General features: G+C 53.0%; 9 protein-coding genes. 1 reads left to right on the top strand and 8 read right to left on the bottom strand.

The genetic code is table 11. The features are described 5' to 3' along the window. Nucleotides 1-394 precede the first annotated feature (394 nt). The gene (locus E1J53_RS09040) at nt 395-5110 is read left to right on the top strand and encodes an ATP-binding protein (RefSeq protein ID WP_134272610.1); all 4716 of its coding nucleotides are present in this window, start codon (nt 395-397) and stop codon (nt 5108-5110) included. 68 nt (nt 5111-5178) lie between these two features. On the opposite strand, the gene E1J53_RS09035 is transcribed toward E1J53_RS09040, so the two are convergent. The 8 genes from E1J53_RS09035 to pyrR form a co-directional block, all read right to left on the bottom strand. After that, nucleotides 5179-5859 (bottom strand): SPOR domain-containing protein, encoded by a 681-nt coding sequence (locus E1J53_RS09035; RefSeq protein WP_134272609.1) that lies wholly within the window; start codon nt 5857-5859, stop codon nt 5179-5181. Nucleotides 5860-6014: 155 nt separating this feature from the next. Then, nucleotides 6015-8252 (bottom strand): hypothetical protein, encoded by a 2238-nt coding sequence (locus E1J53_RS09030; protein ID WP_134272608.1) that lies wholly within the window; start codon nt 8250-8252, stop codon nt 6015-6017. A gap of 479 nt (nt 8253-8731) precedes the next feature. Next, nucleotides 8732-9400 (bottom strand): hypothetical protein, encoded by a 669-nt coding sequence (locus tag E1J53_RS09025; RefSeq protein WP_134272607.1) that lies wholly within the window; start codon nt 9398-9400, stop codon nt 8732-8734. 959 nt (nt 9401-10359) lie between these two features. After that, nucleotides 10360-10500, bottom strand: coding sequence for a hypothetical protein (locus tag E1J53_RS09020; RefSeq protein WP_154640168.1), 141 nt, complete (start codon nt 10498-10500; stop codon nt 10360-10362). 91 nt (nt 10501-10591) lie between these two features. Next, nucleotides 10592-10981, bottom strand: coding sequence for a 2TM domain-containing protein (locus tag E1J53_RS09015; protein WP_134272606.1), 390 nt, complete (start codon nt 10979-10981; stop codon nt 10592-10594). Between the two features lie 135 nt (nt 10982-11116). Continuing rightward, nucleotides 11117-13183: a hypothetical protein gene (locus E1J53_RS09010; RefSeq protein ID WP_134272605.1), complete on the bottom strand. Its 2067-nt coding sequence runs from the start codon at nt 13181-13183 to the stop codon at nt 11117-11119. Between the two features lie 384 nt (nt 13184-13567). Beyond that, nucleotides 13568-14515, bottom strand: a complete 948-nt coding sequence (locus tag E1J53_RS09005) for an aspartate carbamoyltransferase catalytic subunit (protein WP_134272604.1) — start codon at nt 14513-14515, stop codon at nt 13568-13570. A gap of 8 nt (nt 14516-14523) precedes the next feature. Further along, nucleotides 14524-15063, bottom strand: coding sequence for a bifunctional pyr operon transcriptional regulator/uracil phosphoribosyltransferase PyrR (pyrR, locus tag E1J53_RS09000; protein ID WP_134272603.1), 540 nt, complete (start codon nt 15061-15063; stop codon nt 14524-14526). Nucleotides 15064-15236: the final 173 nt, after the last annotated feature.

Raw genomic sequence — 15236 nt, 5'->3', positions numbered from 1 at the left:
ATTATTTCACTAAAATATACTACTAATCCTGGAGCCCAAAATTACTTTAGGGGTAATGATGGCACGCGCATAAGCGGGGTAGTTTTGCCCTATATTTAAAGCGCTACCCGTTCAATGCCCCTGGCTTCGAAGCCGTTTTTTATTGGTCGCGCACCTCCACGGCACCTGTACCGGCTGAGCCGAGTATTCCGCTTTGCACCTGCGCTCGCGCCCAAAGAAATAGCATGCAACAGATTGGATACACAAGGTGGAGGAATACGGTCGGATTATGTATTTCCACCAAAATAATTACACGGTCGTCCCCCAGCAGCGCTGTTTTATCCCCGGTTAGGTATAATTAAAATTTGCTATATTTGAGAACATTCAGCAAGCACCCGTAAACCCACACCCGAAGGTGAAGAAACTACATCACCACTCCGCGAAGATCAAGCACGTTTTAATTCAGATGAAGGATTATGAATTTTTTCATAGCCCCTTCAGTAAAAACGTCAAATACAAGGCCGACGGCAAGAAGAAATACGACGATCGCTTTTTCGGCCGGTCGAAGGCGCACCGGAGCATCGTCAATATCCTGGAAAATTCCAAGACCCAGTCCGGAACTTACCTGATCGCAGGATACCGGGGAATGGGGAAAACCAGCGTGGTGCGGATGGCGGTGGCGGAGGCCAATGCGAAGGGAATAGGGAAGAAAAAGCCAAAATCTCGCAACCGTTATCTTAACGCAGCGATCAGGTTCGGCTTCTTTTTATTGCTAGCTCTTCCCATTATTGGCCTAGTTTTCTTCGCATGGGACAATTGGGAAAGTATTTTGGGTCTTCTCGTAAAAATCTTCTCTCCTTCGGAATGGTTCCTCTTCGTCAGTGAGAAGGACCGCCCGATTCAATGGATTCCTACCCTGTTGGTTGGTGCGATAAAATTGTATGTGCTTATCCTGCTAGTAACCCTGGTGATCGACACTTATTACTTTTGCCGACAAAGATACCTTGGAGCCGAAGCGGAGCCAGCGCTGGATTACGAAACCTTTGAAATCAGTCTGTCGGAGGACAAGATTTCGGAGGAGGCCATTTTGAAAAGGATAACCCTGAGCCTTTTAGAATACTGGCGTAAGGAGTTAAGCAAACTACACCGCAGACGTCGGGACCGCCCGATCTATCGGCCCGTTCTGCTGGTGTTCAGGCTTTTCAAGCGCAAATCGGTCGGCCCCAATTTTGAGAGTATTGAGACTTCCCTTTCCGTACTCGCCCAGCGTATCGTTTCCCAGGTGACTTCCCAGAGTTCGGCGGGCGGTAATCCGACGCTCTCCGTGGGCTCGTCTACCTTCTTGGGCCGCTTTGCCCTTCCCTTCAGCTTACCCTCCGGTAAGCAGGACATTTCCTACAACCTTGCCACGGCCAAGGAAATCGAAGATGAGCTGATTCTTATCCTGGGAGAGATTGATACGCTGCGCGGTGAGGACAACCGGCTCAAAATCCCCCGCTTCGTCTTCATCATTGACGAGCTGGATAAAATTGAGGTTCCGGGCATCAGCGTCTGTCAGGAGGATGATCCGGGGCGGAAGGAATACGACCCGATCTATACCCCCGACAGTACGCTGACGCGGCGGCGTCAGCAGGCCCTGGCGGCCCTGCTCGGTAACCTGAAGAACTTCCTCAACGTGGCGCGGGCCAAGTTCTTCTTCATCGGTGGCCGGGAACTCTTTGACGCGAACCTGGCGGACATCGCCGATCGGGATTCCTTCTACAGCAGCATCTTCAATCAGACGATTTATATCCCCTCCTTTTTCAAGGACAAGTCGCTGGACCGGGCGGGGATCACCCAAATGACGGAGACCTACCTGTGTCGCATGATCCTGCACGACCTCAAGCGGGATAATTTGATTTTCTCTCAGAGTGACGGACCCACCTACAACCTGTCCAGGCTTTTTGATCAACTCGCCACGACCGACCACTACCTAAGCGTGCGGGATGAAGAGGTCGCCCTTGATCAGGATCCCAGCGCCCAGGATTTTGTGCTGCGGATGATGAAGTACAAGGTCATCTTTTTGCTGCAGACCTACATCATCTACCTGAACTACCGGAGTAACGGAACCCCGAAAAAATTGGCCTCCTTGATCGAGAGCATCACGGTGCCGGGCTGGGCGATTCCCGGTGCAGACCAAAGCCTGGAGACGCTTTCGGAACGGAATATCCTGGTTCTGCAGGGAGATCCAGAGGGGAATAAGATTGACCGTAATGCCCAGTATTTGCGGTTCAAGTATGACTTCCAGTACGAGGTGGCCTTCACCTCCGAACTCTACCGGCCCTACCTCATCATGAAAAGTCGGCACATTAAGGCCCTGGGGGATAAACTGCTGTTTTCCAACGCCTTCATATTCGACCACATCCTGAAGTTTCACCCCTACGGTTTCTCCTGGCGGCACCTGGAGATGATCCCCGAAATTATTCTCGTCAACCGGGAGCCCAATCTCCGTCCCTACATGGAGGAGCTGCTCAGTTTTCTGCTCAAGAATAACGTGCGGGAAACCACGACGGGGATTTTTGAATACCGCTTCTACAATAAGGTGAAAACGGAGCTGACCTTCCTGTCCAAGATCTCGGATCTTGGCTCGGCGGCCTTCAATTTCACCCTGGATGAATCGCTACAGATCAAGAAGCATTACCGGAATAAACTGTCGTCCCTCCAGAAGAAGTACAAGGACTACCGGCCGCCCGGAAAGGACAATCACTTCGTGCATTCCATCTACTTCATTCAGCTGATTCTGGGCGACCTGCACTTTTACGACCAGGAGTACGACGAGGCGCTCATCTATTATACCGAATCCATCCAAACACTTCGTTTGTCGGCCCAGGACATCAGCCGGATCAACGGCCACCAGTACGTCCTCTGGTTAAAGAGCAAGCTCAAGTGTGCGCTTACCCTGGAGAAGTTGAGAAATTACGATTCGGCGCTGATCCATTACTCGAGCCTGACCAACAGCCTGCGGGACATCATACAGCAACGGGCGGACCAGAAAATTCTCCTCTTCGGAGAGATGAAGAATATGCAGCTGTTCACCCTGCCCATCCTGGGCGCGTTGACGGTCATCGAAAAATCCCGCAACGACGGCATCACCCACCAAAACATTCTGAATTCTGAGCAGTGGGTCCGATCGATCCTGGAATTTGACCGGAAGTTACCCATCGAGGATACTACCATCGCTGACGACCAGCTTCAAATAGAGGAGCCCGCCGACCTGCTGCGGAAGAACTCCATCCTTGGCGACTTTTACAACAACCTGGGGGGAATCCTTTTCTATAAGAACTGCCAGTTTCGTGAATACTTTGAGCGGGGCGGGCTCAGCGATCCCGTATTCGATAAGATTTCCTTCCTGAAGGAGGCCAAGGATAACTTTCACAAGGACGCGCAGCCATCCGTGACGGCCTTCGTGCACTACGCCCAGGCGCTGTACTACCTGAATAAACCCTACAAGCGTCAGTTTGAGGAAATCATCAGGGAGCTGAAAGAATTGAAGGCGGAGAATTACGACATTAAGAAATTCCCCCTGTCAACTACGGCACTCTACTTATTGCCTAAGTGTAGTGACTTCATCAACTCGAAGAAGTTTTACTATTACGGCAACGTACTGTCCCGCTTCGGGGATGCGGTTTTGAGTAACCTGCTGCTTCACAAAGAAAAATCCAGTGTGGCGGTCAATTTCGCGCATCACAAAGAACAATCAAGTATAGACTTCAACCTCGCAGATTTCAGTAAGCTGAAGTTGGAAAAGGAAATTCCGGTGAAGGAATTTTCTGCCCAGATTTTTCGGGAGTTGATTGCCCAACTGTACGCGCTGGAGTGCAAGCAGGGGAAAGACTATTTCTCCATGACGCTCGTCTTCACGGTATATCGACTGGCCGCCCAGTTTTACCTGCGGGCGGACAAGCAGCGGAGTGCCGGATTTCAGTACCGGAAGATGCTCTTCGTGACCAAAGACGTCATGCTCAACCACCTTCACCAACGGGGCTACGTGGTAAACTTTGGCGATGACCACGATTTTGCCGATCCGCTGGAGGCCATCATCACCATCAGCCAGAGTTTATCGGAAAGGGTGTTCAAGTACGTTTCCCGGTCACTGGACATTGCCGGTCGTCCACAAATCCTGAAATACCGGGCGATGCTTCAACTGAAAAAAAGCCATAACCGGGCGTTGTTGTATCAGCACATCAACAGTTCGCCGGACGTAAAGGAGACTATTCTCCTCACCGAACAGATAACCGCCATCCTGAAGGCCAAGAAAGGAGTAGCAGAACTGAACTTCGACAATTTCTTCATCTCCCCCTACGGCATGATCACCAGTCGGTACGTCCGGCTCTTTGAACTGGAGATCACCGCCGGGAAATATTATCACTACCTCAAGCACGTATTTGACGAGGCAAATAATGCGAATAAAGACCTGGTGTCCATTTTTGACAACTGGGTAAGGGAAATTCAGGAGGCCGTCACCTATCAGCCCAGTGTGGAGGATGAGGAACGCTTTGTCGCGCTGATGGCCCCCTACCTCAATGCGGACTTCGGGAATACGGAAGGCGCCGAAGCGAATTTATCCTTCATCATCAAGGAGTCCATTTATTGTTGGCGGGAAATCATCCGTTCGATTCACATCTACGGCCTCAATAACTTCGTGAGTTATTCCTACCTGGCCCGGGCCCACCAGAACATGGGCGAATGGTGTCAGGTGTACCAGAACATCCGGGGTGCCAGCCAGGTGAATGCGCAAAAATTCGGCAGCCTCTGGAAGAGGTTGAAGGGAGAAGTCAAGAGCAGCATCGGAAGTCATTCCCTGGCGTACCTGGAGGCCAACTACCACTACGAGCAGGCCATTCAGTTCAACTACCGGGCGATTTCACTGCACAACGAGGGAGATACCTACCGGCAGAACGTAAAGGCGATGTTTCTCCTGGAAGACGACCAGAATGATAACCTCAAGCACTTCGTTACGGCCCTGGAGCGATTCCGGTGCAATACGAATTCCATTCGTAGCAGTATCGTCTATTTGCAAAACAAGATCGTAAGCTCGAAGCTGTATCAGTACGACAGCTATCATCCGGTGGAGGATAACAGCACGCCGTAGGGGAGAGCAAAAAAATGAGCGGCCCGCAGGCCGCTCATCCAATCCTTACCATTCCACCGGGGGAGTGCTTACTCCTCCTCGGACGACCAAACGATGGGTTTGTAATCGTAGCGTTCGGCGTAGGCTCTTGCGGCGGCGGCGGTAGCGAAGCCGCTGATCACCGTACAGAAGTAGCCGTTACGTACCCGGACGGTGGCGCGGGAATGTCCGGTGCTGCGCAGGGACTGCGCTTTCCGGTCGGCCCGGTATTTGGCTTCGAAGGAGCCCAGCTGGAGGCAGTAACCGTCACGGGGACGGGACGGTACCTCCTCGGCTTCCGCTTCAAATTCCGTCAGATCATCCGGGGTCTTTACTTCCGGAAGAACGGCGGGAGCGGGGCGGGGAGTCACCGCCCGCTGGGTCGCCGGCTGCTGCGTTGGCGTTTCCCGGGGCGCGGGCTCATAAGTGGTATTGATGCCGGAATCGGCGGCCGGCGTGCCCGTACTGATGTTCACGGCGAGATAGCCAATGACGAGCAGGACGGCGATGTTACCGGCGCTGATCAGGGGGCGGCTGTCCGTTTCCTCCGGAGCGGGTTCCGTGGGGGCATAGCCGTAGCCACCGCCGTAACCGGGGAGAAAGCGACCAAAGCCGAAGAGCCCCTTCAACAGACCGAACAGGAAACGAAGGATGCCGGCCAGGATGGCAAAGCCGATCAGGGCGCCAATTCCGATGATCAGCAGGTAGAATAATATTTGATCAGAAGGCATGACAGAATTGCTTTGGTTCTGTCACAAATTTGCGGGGCAATCACCCCCGTTACACCACGTTTACGGGACCCGCTCGGCCAAGAACGCATCCTGGTGGAAATCGGGTGCCCGGCGGATCACCCACGCGATTCGCCAATGGATTCTCCTACTTTTTGTTACTTAAGCCAGTCGATGGAGAGGTAATCACAACAATTTAACCCCTCTACGTGGTGGCTTTCCAGGAAGCGCTGGCAGTAGGCCTTGCACTCTTCCTTAATCCCCAACAGACAACGCTTCTCGATCACACTTAAGTTGCCGAAGATCTTTAGTTTCTCACCAACTCTTTCCACGGGATCTTCCGCCAGTTTACCCTTCAGGTGTTCGACGAAGAAGGCCGCCTGCAGGAAATTGATCGGTCCGTTACCCCGGGGCGGTTCCAGGCTCAGGTCAAAGCTTTCTTCCGTGTGAAAAAACTGCTTGATCTGGTGCAGGGGCAGCTCCATGATCAGATAGAGGGCCAGGAAGAGCATCCGGTGCTGAAGTTTCTGCTGAAACCGCATCACCGTGTACATATTCAGTTCCCGCCCCAGTTTCGCGGTGTGTTTCTGGGCGAGCCGGCAGTCCTCGAGGATCTTCTCTGCCTGCTCAATCTGATCGTCGGTGACCGGGAGCTGCCCCTTTGCCCGCAGCCGGTGCAGCATCACCAGGTTGAAGACCTTTTCGAAGGTGTCGGCCACGTTTTCTTCCAGTTGGTTGGCCTTGCGGTCCAGAATCCCCTCATTTTCCTTACAAAAGTGTTCATAGTATTCTTCCAGCGGCCGCTCGTGGTACTGACTGGGGTTTTTCATCCGCGATCCCGACACCGCCGACGGCTTCCAGGAGTCCAGGGAGCCAATGTTTTCCGGCGGCAGCCGGAAGGAATTCATGTTGCCGATGATGTTGGTCTTGTTGTACCAGTCGCCGTTGTGAATCCGGTTGTTTTCGACGAAGAAGAGGTCCAGACACGGGTGCACCAGGTAGAAGGGACTGTCGGGCAGGGAGCGTTGGTCGAGGTAGGAATTCGAGGCCGGGGCCTCGAAGTGCTGGATGAAGTCGCTCGTATTATTGTAGGGGTCGTTCTTCACGATACCAATGCAGCCCAGGTTGAACAGGTAGCGGAGTAGGTCCTGATCGAGTTGGCGGGCCTGCCGCATCGGGATGACGTTGCTCTTCAGCTTGCGGATGAAGTTTTCGAGCACCTTTCGCTTCAGACTCGGCATTACTTCCTTGAGGTAGTTCCGCAGGTTCGTCTGGCTGGCCTCGAACACCTTTTGCCGCAGCAGGCTCAGTCTCTTTTCCTGCGGGGCGGCCCGGAATTCCGGCCCCTGGGTGAGGTCGCTGACGGCCCGCCCGATGACGATCAGGTCGCGGGGGCGGCCGAAGCCGTGGCGGTAGAAGTAATCGAAGGTGGTCTCCTGCATGGGACTGCCGTCGTCGTGGATTACGTAGCGGTGGGGAATGGTGGACAGTCCGGTAAAGCGCTTGAAGGGCTCACTGGCGTGGGGGGTGACCAGTTCCTTGGGGTCGGTGAGCGCAATGCGGTTGTAGAAGAGTTGTTCCAGTTCGTACTTATCCAGGCTCAGGAATACCGCCTTGGCGAGGTGGTTACCGAGCAGCTGCCCGGAAATATAGGGCACCACCTCCTTACGGATGGCCACGTTGACCTTCAGGTGGGAAGAAATGCTGTTGGCCGCGTCGACGGCCTTCATCGCGCCGATCTGGGAGTAGGTCCAGACCTTGGCGGTATTCGGCAGGGCGTCACGGCCGCTTTCATAGTCCTCCTTGGTAATGTCGCCGATCACGGACGACAGGCAACCGTCCACGTTGTCCAGGCACAAGAAGGCGGGCTGTTGCACTTTATCCCGGATCTCGTCGCAGAGCTGCTCGATCATCTTCAGGTAGTGTCCCGTTTGCTCGCGGTCCTTGATCACCTCGGTGATGATGCTCCCGATGGCCTTGGCGTTGTGAAATTTATCCTGCAGGCTGTCCGGTAAATTTCCCGGGATTTTGTCGTTGGCCAGGATCAGGACGCAGATGGCGAAGAGCCAGATGTCGCGCCAGTCCCGTTCCCGCTCAAAGCCCGAGAGGGCTTCAAATACCGGTGCGTTGATGGTGACCTTTTCGGCGATCTCCGAGCCCGACAGGTTGATGTATCCGCGGTCCTCCAGCGTATACGAGTGGGCCTTTTCCTTGAGCAGCAAACTCTTGCCCGATCCCTTCGGACCGATGAGGATGAAGTAGGCGTCGTTTTCCCCGAGCTGCAGGAAGCTCCGGACGGAGGTCGGTTTGCGGTAGATGAGTCGGCTTTCGCGGCCCGGATTAAATTGATCGGCGTCTTCCTTCCAGAGACTGGTGTGGGAAAAATACTTAGACACGGTGTGAGGGTTTAGATGATCGCGCGGATTAGTTCCTTAATTCCTCCGCTAATTTAACATATTTAAATGATTTGCATTGGAGGGGAGATTGTGATTTCAATAGGGTAGGGGGCTGGGGGAATTTGGGGGATAAGGATTTGGGGCCAGGTCCGACGATTATGTAGCAGTTTTTTCCTCCTATTCCCATTTATTCTTCGGATGATTGGTCTTAATGGAAATGGCTGCTATTGTTGGTTGGCGGAGTAAATACATTTTTTGGGCCGGAGGCGGGTGCCGAGGTGATGGGTGGGGCAGGGGGTTGGGTTGGGTTGTGGTCTTTATTTTCGATTTGTAGCCTCCTTTCAGGGGCCAAGGATACACTCCCAATATTTTTTATGGACTCAACGGATTCCGTGCAAACGTTTATTAAATGTTTGCCTAAATCCGGAACAAATAGAGGTAGTAACTTTTGTAACCATACATGAAATCCATGAGGATTTCTAGTTTCTTTGGCCGTTGTTTATTTCCTCGACAATCTCCAATATCTTTTCCGTCATTCGGTTTTTCCGAAGGTTGCTTTCATCAAATGAAATTACCCCACGTAAAATGTTTTTAGTTAATTCTCTTTCTTCCCTTTGCATAATTGTTAGCATTTTCTCGATTTGAGTATTGCCCTTAATTATGCTTAGCTTTTTTAAATCTATGATAGCGTTTTCTAATCGACCCGAAATAATAAGTTCTTTTATTTGATCAAAGGTTAGCAGATTGTTACTACTAAGCCCTACTGCTCGGTTAAAGTCTTTAGCGATTTCATTTGACGTGTCATGGTCACCAGTAATTTTCCTGTCAAAGAAAGATTTCATCATTTGCTCTTCTCCCGTCAAATCTCGTCCGACGTATTCATCGAAGGTATTATTAATATTGTTCTCAGCTTCCACCTTTTTATAGTTAGGTATGTATAGCTGTAGGTCATTAACTAAAGAAACTTCATCTTTAAGTATTATGGGTACATCTCGATCAACCCTTTTTGACGTGATAACAAGTTTCATTTGAGGTTCACTGCCGTATTCCCTGTACTCAATGAAGTTCTTTTTATACTCAAGTGGCGTTCCAGCTTTTTTGAATGAAGAATACAAGGCTGGGAAAAAAGCATAATTATTCCACTTCATTAAAATTAAGATATTCCGTATGTGATTGAGCTCTATCCTTACCTTCTTGAATAATTGAAATGAAAAATATATGATTATTGCAGCCAAAACATGTACGATGATTAAATGAGGTAGAAAATCCATGAAGCCATCTTGTTTTACAATGGCCGGCTTGAGGCCTCCTTGCTTTAGGAAGATGTCAACAAAGTTTGATCCTACGAGAGCAAAAAGCAAAATTAAAAAAATCTATATACGTTTTCGACGTAAATATATGATCGTTTATAGCCTGGTAAGATTATATAGAACAGCTCATAAATGGCTTTGTCGATGAGGTCGTTTGAGTCAAATTCATTTAGGTGATTTGCTAAAATCTGTTTGAGATAAACTAACCTTCTATAAAGCCAAAACAGTAAGAGGAAGCAGATAGAAATGATAAAATGTGTGTAATCAGTTACGTATACGTCCATCCCTAGTAGGGGGATTTTGGCAATTCTAGTGTTGTCCAATTTTTCGCGTAAAGAATTTAAACTTCTACTGTATAGTTCGTATTCCTCACTTCCATAAGTGGCTTTCTTTTTATTCGTTATGTCCCTTTCTATCGCAAAAACGACGTTTCCTAAGTGCCATCGGTAGACATTAAAAATATTAACTGCGGATAATAGGCAAACGATAATCAGTATAAGGTATATCTCAATCGCCAGCTTATTAAAAATTTTAATTACAGGATTCTTGGTGTCCACCTATTCGTATTTTTATTATTAAAAATAAGCCTAAACGGCATAACATTTTGTTGGAAGCGGAATTTATAGGTCAAATTAGTATTTTACTGTACGTAAAGAAAAAGTGAAAATGATTTTTGCGGAAAAATGGATGTCATTAAACGATATGATTACGCTTAATGTAGTATCATCATTTTAATGCAAAGACTATAATGATTCACCCTCAAAAGATGCCTGTACGCTTTCATTAATCCACACGCCCTAAAACTCCTCCTCCGTCAGCGCATTGTTCAGGGCGGCGCCGGCGACGGTTCCCGTCGCGACGGCGTGGGAGACCGCCCGGAGCGGACTGGCGCTGTCGCCGCAGGCGAAAATGCCCTCCACCGTCCTCCGCGACACCACGGAGCAGCTCGCTGCGCTCGACGGCGCCGAGGAGCGCTTGGATTACTTAATCCTAGATCCTCAAACCTAAATCCTACACCCTGCCTCGCCCCTATTTCTTCAGCGGCCGCTTGTCCAGTTCTTTGAGTTCCATGTTGTCTACGTCCTCGAGGAGTTCGGTTTCCTTTTGGAGGTAGTTTTTGAGTTCCCTTTTCCTTTCCAGTTTATCGATCTCATTTTCCAGGGCGTCTTCCTCCCAGTCGGGACTGATGCCCAGGAAACCGAGGTGTTCGGTGCCGAAGACCTGGAAATAATGGATGACGATACCGATCCCCCAGCTGATGGCCACAATGATGACGGGGAAGATGTCGCCGCGGTTGGCGAACTGCATGATGACGTAAAGGAGACCTACGATGAAGGCGTAGGTGATCAGGTGGTAAAAGAAGCCCTTTTTGGCTTTGACTTTCTTGCGGGCCACGGCGTAAATGTCCTGGTCTTCCATGCTGATTTGGGTTGAACGGTTACCGGATCAAGGTAACGATATTCCCGGCACCGATCAAGGATCGGCGGATAATGTTCGGTCCGTTGGAACCCATTTTTTCCGATGACGGATGGGGCTGTTTCCAGGGGGAATGTTTCAATACGTCCACATCGTCCCCCCATATTCCCTGACCACCATACTATCCCGACTCAAATTCCACACGTACTGCTTCACCTCGTCGCCCAACTCCAACGGCGGAAGGGAAACGGCGAAGGAAAGGCTGTCGCCCTCCGGTGCATCCATGGTGCGGGGGATGTTGACCTGAAGCCACTTCAGGGTTTCGCCGTTGCGGCGAACCTCGGTGACGACGCTGGGGAATTTCCACTTATCGTAGGTGTCGCCGAAATAGGCGTAGTGGAGGGTGGCGTGGAGCCAGGCTTCGCCCGGAGGCACGCTGTCTACCCGGTATTTCAGGAGGTTGGTGAATTCCTGACGGGCCTTGGGGGGCACGGGAGTGAGGGTATCCAGCTGCCCGAGGGGCAGCGTCGTGGTGGGCGCCGTCCCGGGCGGTTTTTCGTTGGTGTCGAGGTAGACGTAGTCCTTTTTGTCGAGGGTGGTCTGGCCGAAGACGTGCCAGTAGTAGGTGCGGTTGACGAAATCCAGGGGGAGAATCCGCTGGTTGTACTGCCAGTGCTGAAAGAGGTTGAGGAGGATGACGAAGCCGAGGAGAAGGCTGAGGCTAAGGAAACGGAGGGACTTTGCTTTTTGGGGGGACTTGGCACCTGCGCTCCGTTGCAAGGATTGAAGGATTGAAGGACGGAAGGATTGAATGACCGAATGAGGGAAGGATTGAATGGGGCTAACGCCTTCGGGAGTGGATGGAACTGCTTGAGAAGGATCTTGATCTGGTCGTCCGCCGAGGCGTCCCGGTGCAGCCGTGGACTGACTCGTCGGCCGACCTTGGGTACTTTCCCCACTCAATCCTCGATCCTCAAACCTAAATCCTGAATCATTCTCCGGTCGGCCGACGAACTTACTTCGTCGTTCGGCGGACGACCTCCACCCCAATACCCACGCCAACAGCATCGCCAGCGGCAACGCCAACACGGCATAACTCTGCACCACGGGCCGACTGCCGAACGTATTGCCGTACCACCAGATGTGCCAGCTGAAGAGGAGGTAGCAGTTGGCGAGCGTGAAGAGGAGCACGGGCAACAGCCAGCCGCGGCGCAGCCACCCGATACCCAGCAGGGCTAGGGCCATGAGCGGGGTGTAGACGAGCCAGCCCCGTCGGTAGCTGAAGAAGCCCTCGTAAAGGTGGGGTTCGAGCCAGTCAAAACCCAGGCCCGCGTAGCCGTCGCGCCACCAGACCCCGGTGCCGATTTTGTAGTAGATCAGCTGGACGCTGAACACCGCCAGTGCCAGGCCGAAGATGACCAGGCTGCCGCGGAAGTTGCGCCAGAGGGTATGGCGGTCCTTCAGGCCGTAGAGCGCCGGCAGCGCAAACAGCACAATTTCCGAGGAGCGGACGAGGCACATCAGTCCGGCGATGCCCCCGCAAAACAGCAGCGGCCGCCAGGCCAGTTCCGTATCGCTGCGGTAGGCCCGGTGGAGGTAGTAGAGGAAGGCCGTGTAACCGGTGAAGAGGTAGGTGTGGGTCATGTCGGGCCCCTCCACGGTGTAGTAGAAGTAGTTGGTGCCCAGTCCGAGGCCCAGCAGGACCAGGGCCACGACGGTGTCGGAGACGTAGTGCGCCAGGAATCTTCGCAGGTAGCGAAGTCCGAGCCAGGCGAAGAGCAGCGACATCAGCACGACCATCAGCTGGTAGGGGTAGGACATCCCGTCGGCGGGGGCAAGGCCGAGGGCCACGGTCAGTCCGTGGGTCAGCAGGAAGGCCGGCGTCCAGAGGACCGACAGGCCGATGTTGTAGATCGGAAAGCGGCGACCGTTGTCGGTTTCCATCAGCTGGTAAATGCCGCCGCTGATGTCGTAGTCCACGAAGTGCTGCTCGGCGAAGGCGTATTGCTCAATGTCGCCGTAGATGAAAATACCCGGCAGGTAGGCGTAGTAGCCGTAGCCGTCCCAGTTGATGACGTTGGTGGTTCCCCGAAACACCTCGTTGCGGATCAGACTCGTCAGCGCGATCACCACGAAAACCAGCACCTGGGCCCAGAAGGACCAGCGTAGTCGGGAGCGTTGACGTTTAGGGGAAGGGGTTTGCATGGGTGGCGTAAAATACGGGAGGTTTTAGCATTCGGGCTTGCGGATGTAGGGGGAATAATTGTTCGGAGGGGATTTATGGTGGTGGTGAGGGTTCGTTGGTTAATCAGTGTCCCGGGGGATTAGGATGGATGGGATTATGTGTTTTTTAGTGGCTTGGAGCAGTTACTTCCAGCGAAACCATTTTAATGAATTGGAGAGAAAGGATTAATGGGATTATCCTGTTCATCCCATTACCGCTAGCTGGCACCTCGGACGAGCTCCGCTGCGCTCCGACGCGTACGAGGAGCACTAGGGTACGATCGCTCCGACGCGTGCTGGAAGCACTGGCATTAGCCTAAATCCTTAAGCCTGAATCCTAAGTCCTAAATCCTAAATCCTAAATCCTCAACCCTTCTCCTGCCGCCTGGCCGCCAGCAAATACAGTACCGCCATGCGCACGGCGACGCCATTTTCTACCTGCTCGAGGATGATGCTGTGTTCGGAGTCGGCGACGGCCGTGTCGATCTCAACGCCGCGGTTGATGGGACCGGGGTGCATGATGACGATGGGTTTGTCGAGTTGGTTGACGCGTTCAGTGGTGATGCCGAAGTGGCGGTTGTATTCGCGCAGGCTGGGGATGAAGCGGGTATCCTGCCGCTCAAGTTGGATGCGCAGGACATTGGCCACGTCGCACCAGGCGAGGGAGTCTTCGACGTCGTAGCTGACGTCCACGCCGAGCTTTCCGATGTGTTTCGGGATGAGGGTGGGCGGTCCGCAGACGCGGACCTTCGCGCCCAGCTTTTGGAGGCAGAAGATGTTGGAGAGGGCGACCCGGGAGTGGGTGATGTCGCCGAAGATGCAGATGTTCTTGCCGCGCAGTTCGCCGCCAAGGGCGTCGCGCATGGAAAAGGCGTCCAGGAGGGCCTGGGTCGGATGCTCGTGGGTGCCGTCGCCGGCATTGACGATGCTGGCGTCGATCTTTTGGGCCAGGAAGTGGTGGGCACCGGGGGCGGGGTGCCGCATGACGACCATGTCCACCTTCATCGCCAGGATGTTGTTGACCGTATCCAGCAACGTTTCGCCCTTCTTGACCGAGGAGGAGGCCGCCGAGAAGTTCACCGTATCGGCGCTCAGGCGCTTTTCGGCCAGCTCGAAGCTGATGCGGGTGCGGGTGGAGTTTTCGAAGAAGAGGTTAGCCACCGTCGTGTCGCGCAGGCTCGGCACCTTCTTGATGGGGCGATTGATGACTTCCTTGAATTCGCGGCCGGTATCGAGGATGAGTTCGAGGTCAGCAGCCTGCAAATACTTGATGCCGAGAACGTGCTTGGTCGAGAGTTGCTGATCGGAGGCCATGGATTGCGTTAAGAGCCGGTGAGGATAATTTGGTCGGCGCCGTGGGTTTCGGCCCACTGTACGTCGACGTATTCGTCTTGGAGGGTGTCCACCAACAGCCCCCGGTAGTTGGCCCGGACGGGAAGGGTGCGCCGGAAGCGGCGGTCCACCATCACGAGCAGTTCCACCTGGGCGGGCCGACCGTAATGATTGAGCGCCGTAAGGGCGCTCACGAGGGTCCGCCCGCTGAAGAGGACGTCGTCCACCAGCACCACCCGTTTGTCTTCCACGAGGAAATCAATTTCCGTGGGGTGGGGGGTCAGGGCCGTTTTGCTGGTGCGAAAATCGTCGCGGTAGAAGGTGATGTCCAGCTTACCGTAGGGAAAGGGTTGCACACCCAGTTCCCCCAGTCGGTCGCGCAACCGCTCGGCGAGTTGCACGCCGCCGGTTTGAATACCGATCAGGCAGGTATCCGCAAAGTCACCGTGCTCCTCGATGAGGTGGCGGCAAAGTCGCTCGATGGTCAGGGCAAATTGTGCCTGATCGTGGATGATGCGCTGTGGAGGCATGGGGCGAAGGTAGGGAGAGAATCAGGATTTAGGATTTAGGATTTAGGATAAAGTGAAAAAAGTACAGTAATACAAAGAAGAACATTAAAAATTGCGACGGAGCGCAGGTGCCAAAAGCTACCCGAAAATCACTGATTTTGAAGTCAATCTGGGGGCGCCAGGTGGAGCACAGC

Origin of the sequence: Lewinella sp. W8 (assembly GCF_004375085.3) — a bacterium.
Classification (GTDB): Bacteria; Bacteroidota; Bacteroidia; order Chitinophagales; family Saprospiraceae; genus Neolewinella.
This window is presented reverse-complemented; position numbering and strand designations above follow the sequence as displayed.

Bases quoted from the DNA above. Each gene is read 5' to 3' on its own strand.
- E1J53_RS09035 (WP_134272609.1), bottom strand. From the start codon at position 5,859: ATGCCTTCTGATCAAATATTATTCTACCTGCTGATCATCGGAATTGGC.
- E1J53_RS09025 (WP_134272607.1), bottom strand. From the start codon at position 9,400: ATGAAGTGGAATAATTATGCTTTTTTCCCAGCCTTGTATTCTTCATTC.
- E1J53_RS09015 (WP_134272606.1), bottom strand. From the start codon at position 10,981: ATGGAAGACCAGGACATTTACGCCGTGGCCCGCAAGAAAGTCAAAGCC.
- E1J53_RS09010 (WP_134272605.1), bottom strand. From the start codon at position 13,183: ATGCAAACCCCTTCCCCTAAACGTCAACGCTCCCGACTACGCTGGTCC.
- E1J53_RS09005 (WP_134272604.1), bottom strand. From the start codon at position 14,515: ATGGCCTCCGATCAGCAACTCTCGACCAAGCACGTTCTCGGCATCAAG.
- pyrR (WP_134272603.1), bottom strand. From the start codon at position 15,063: ATGCCTCCACAGCGCATCATCCACGATCAGGCACAATTTGCCCTGACC.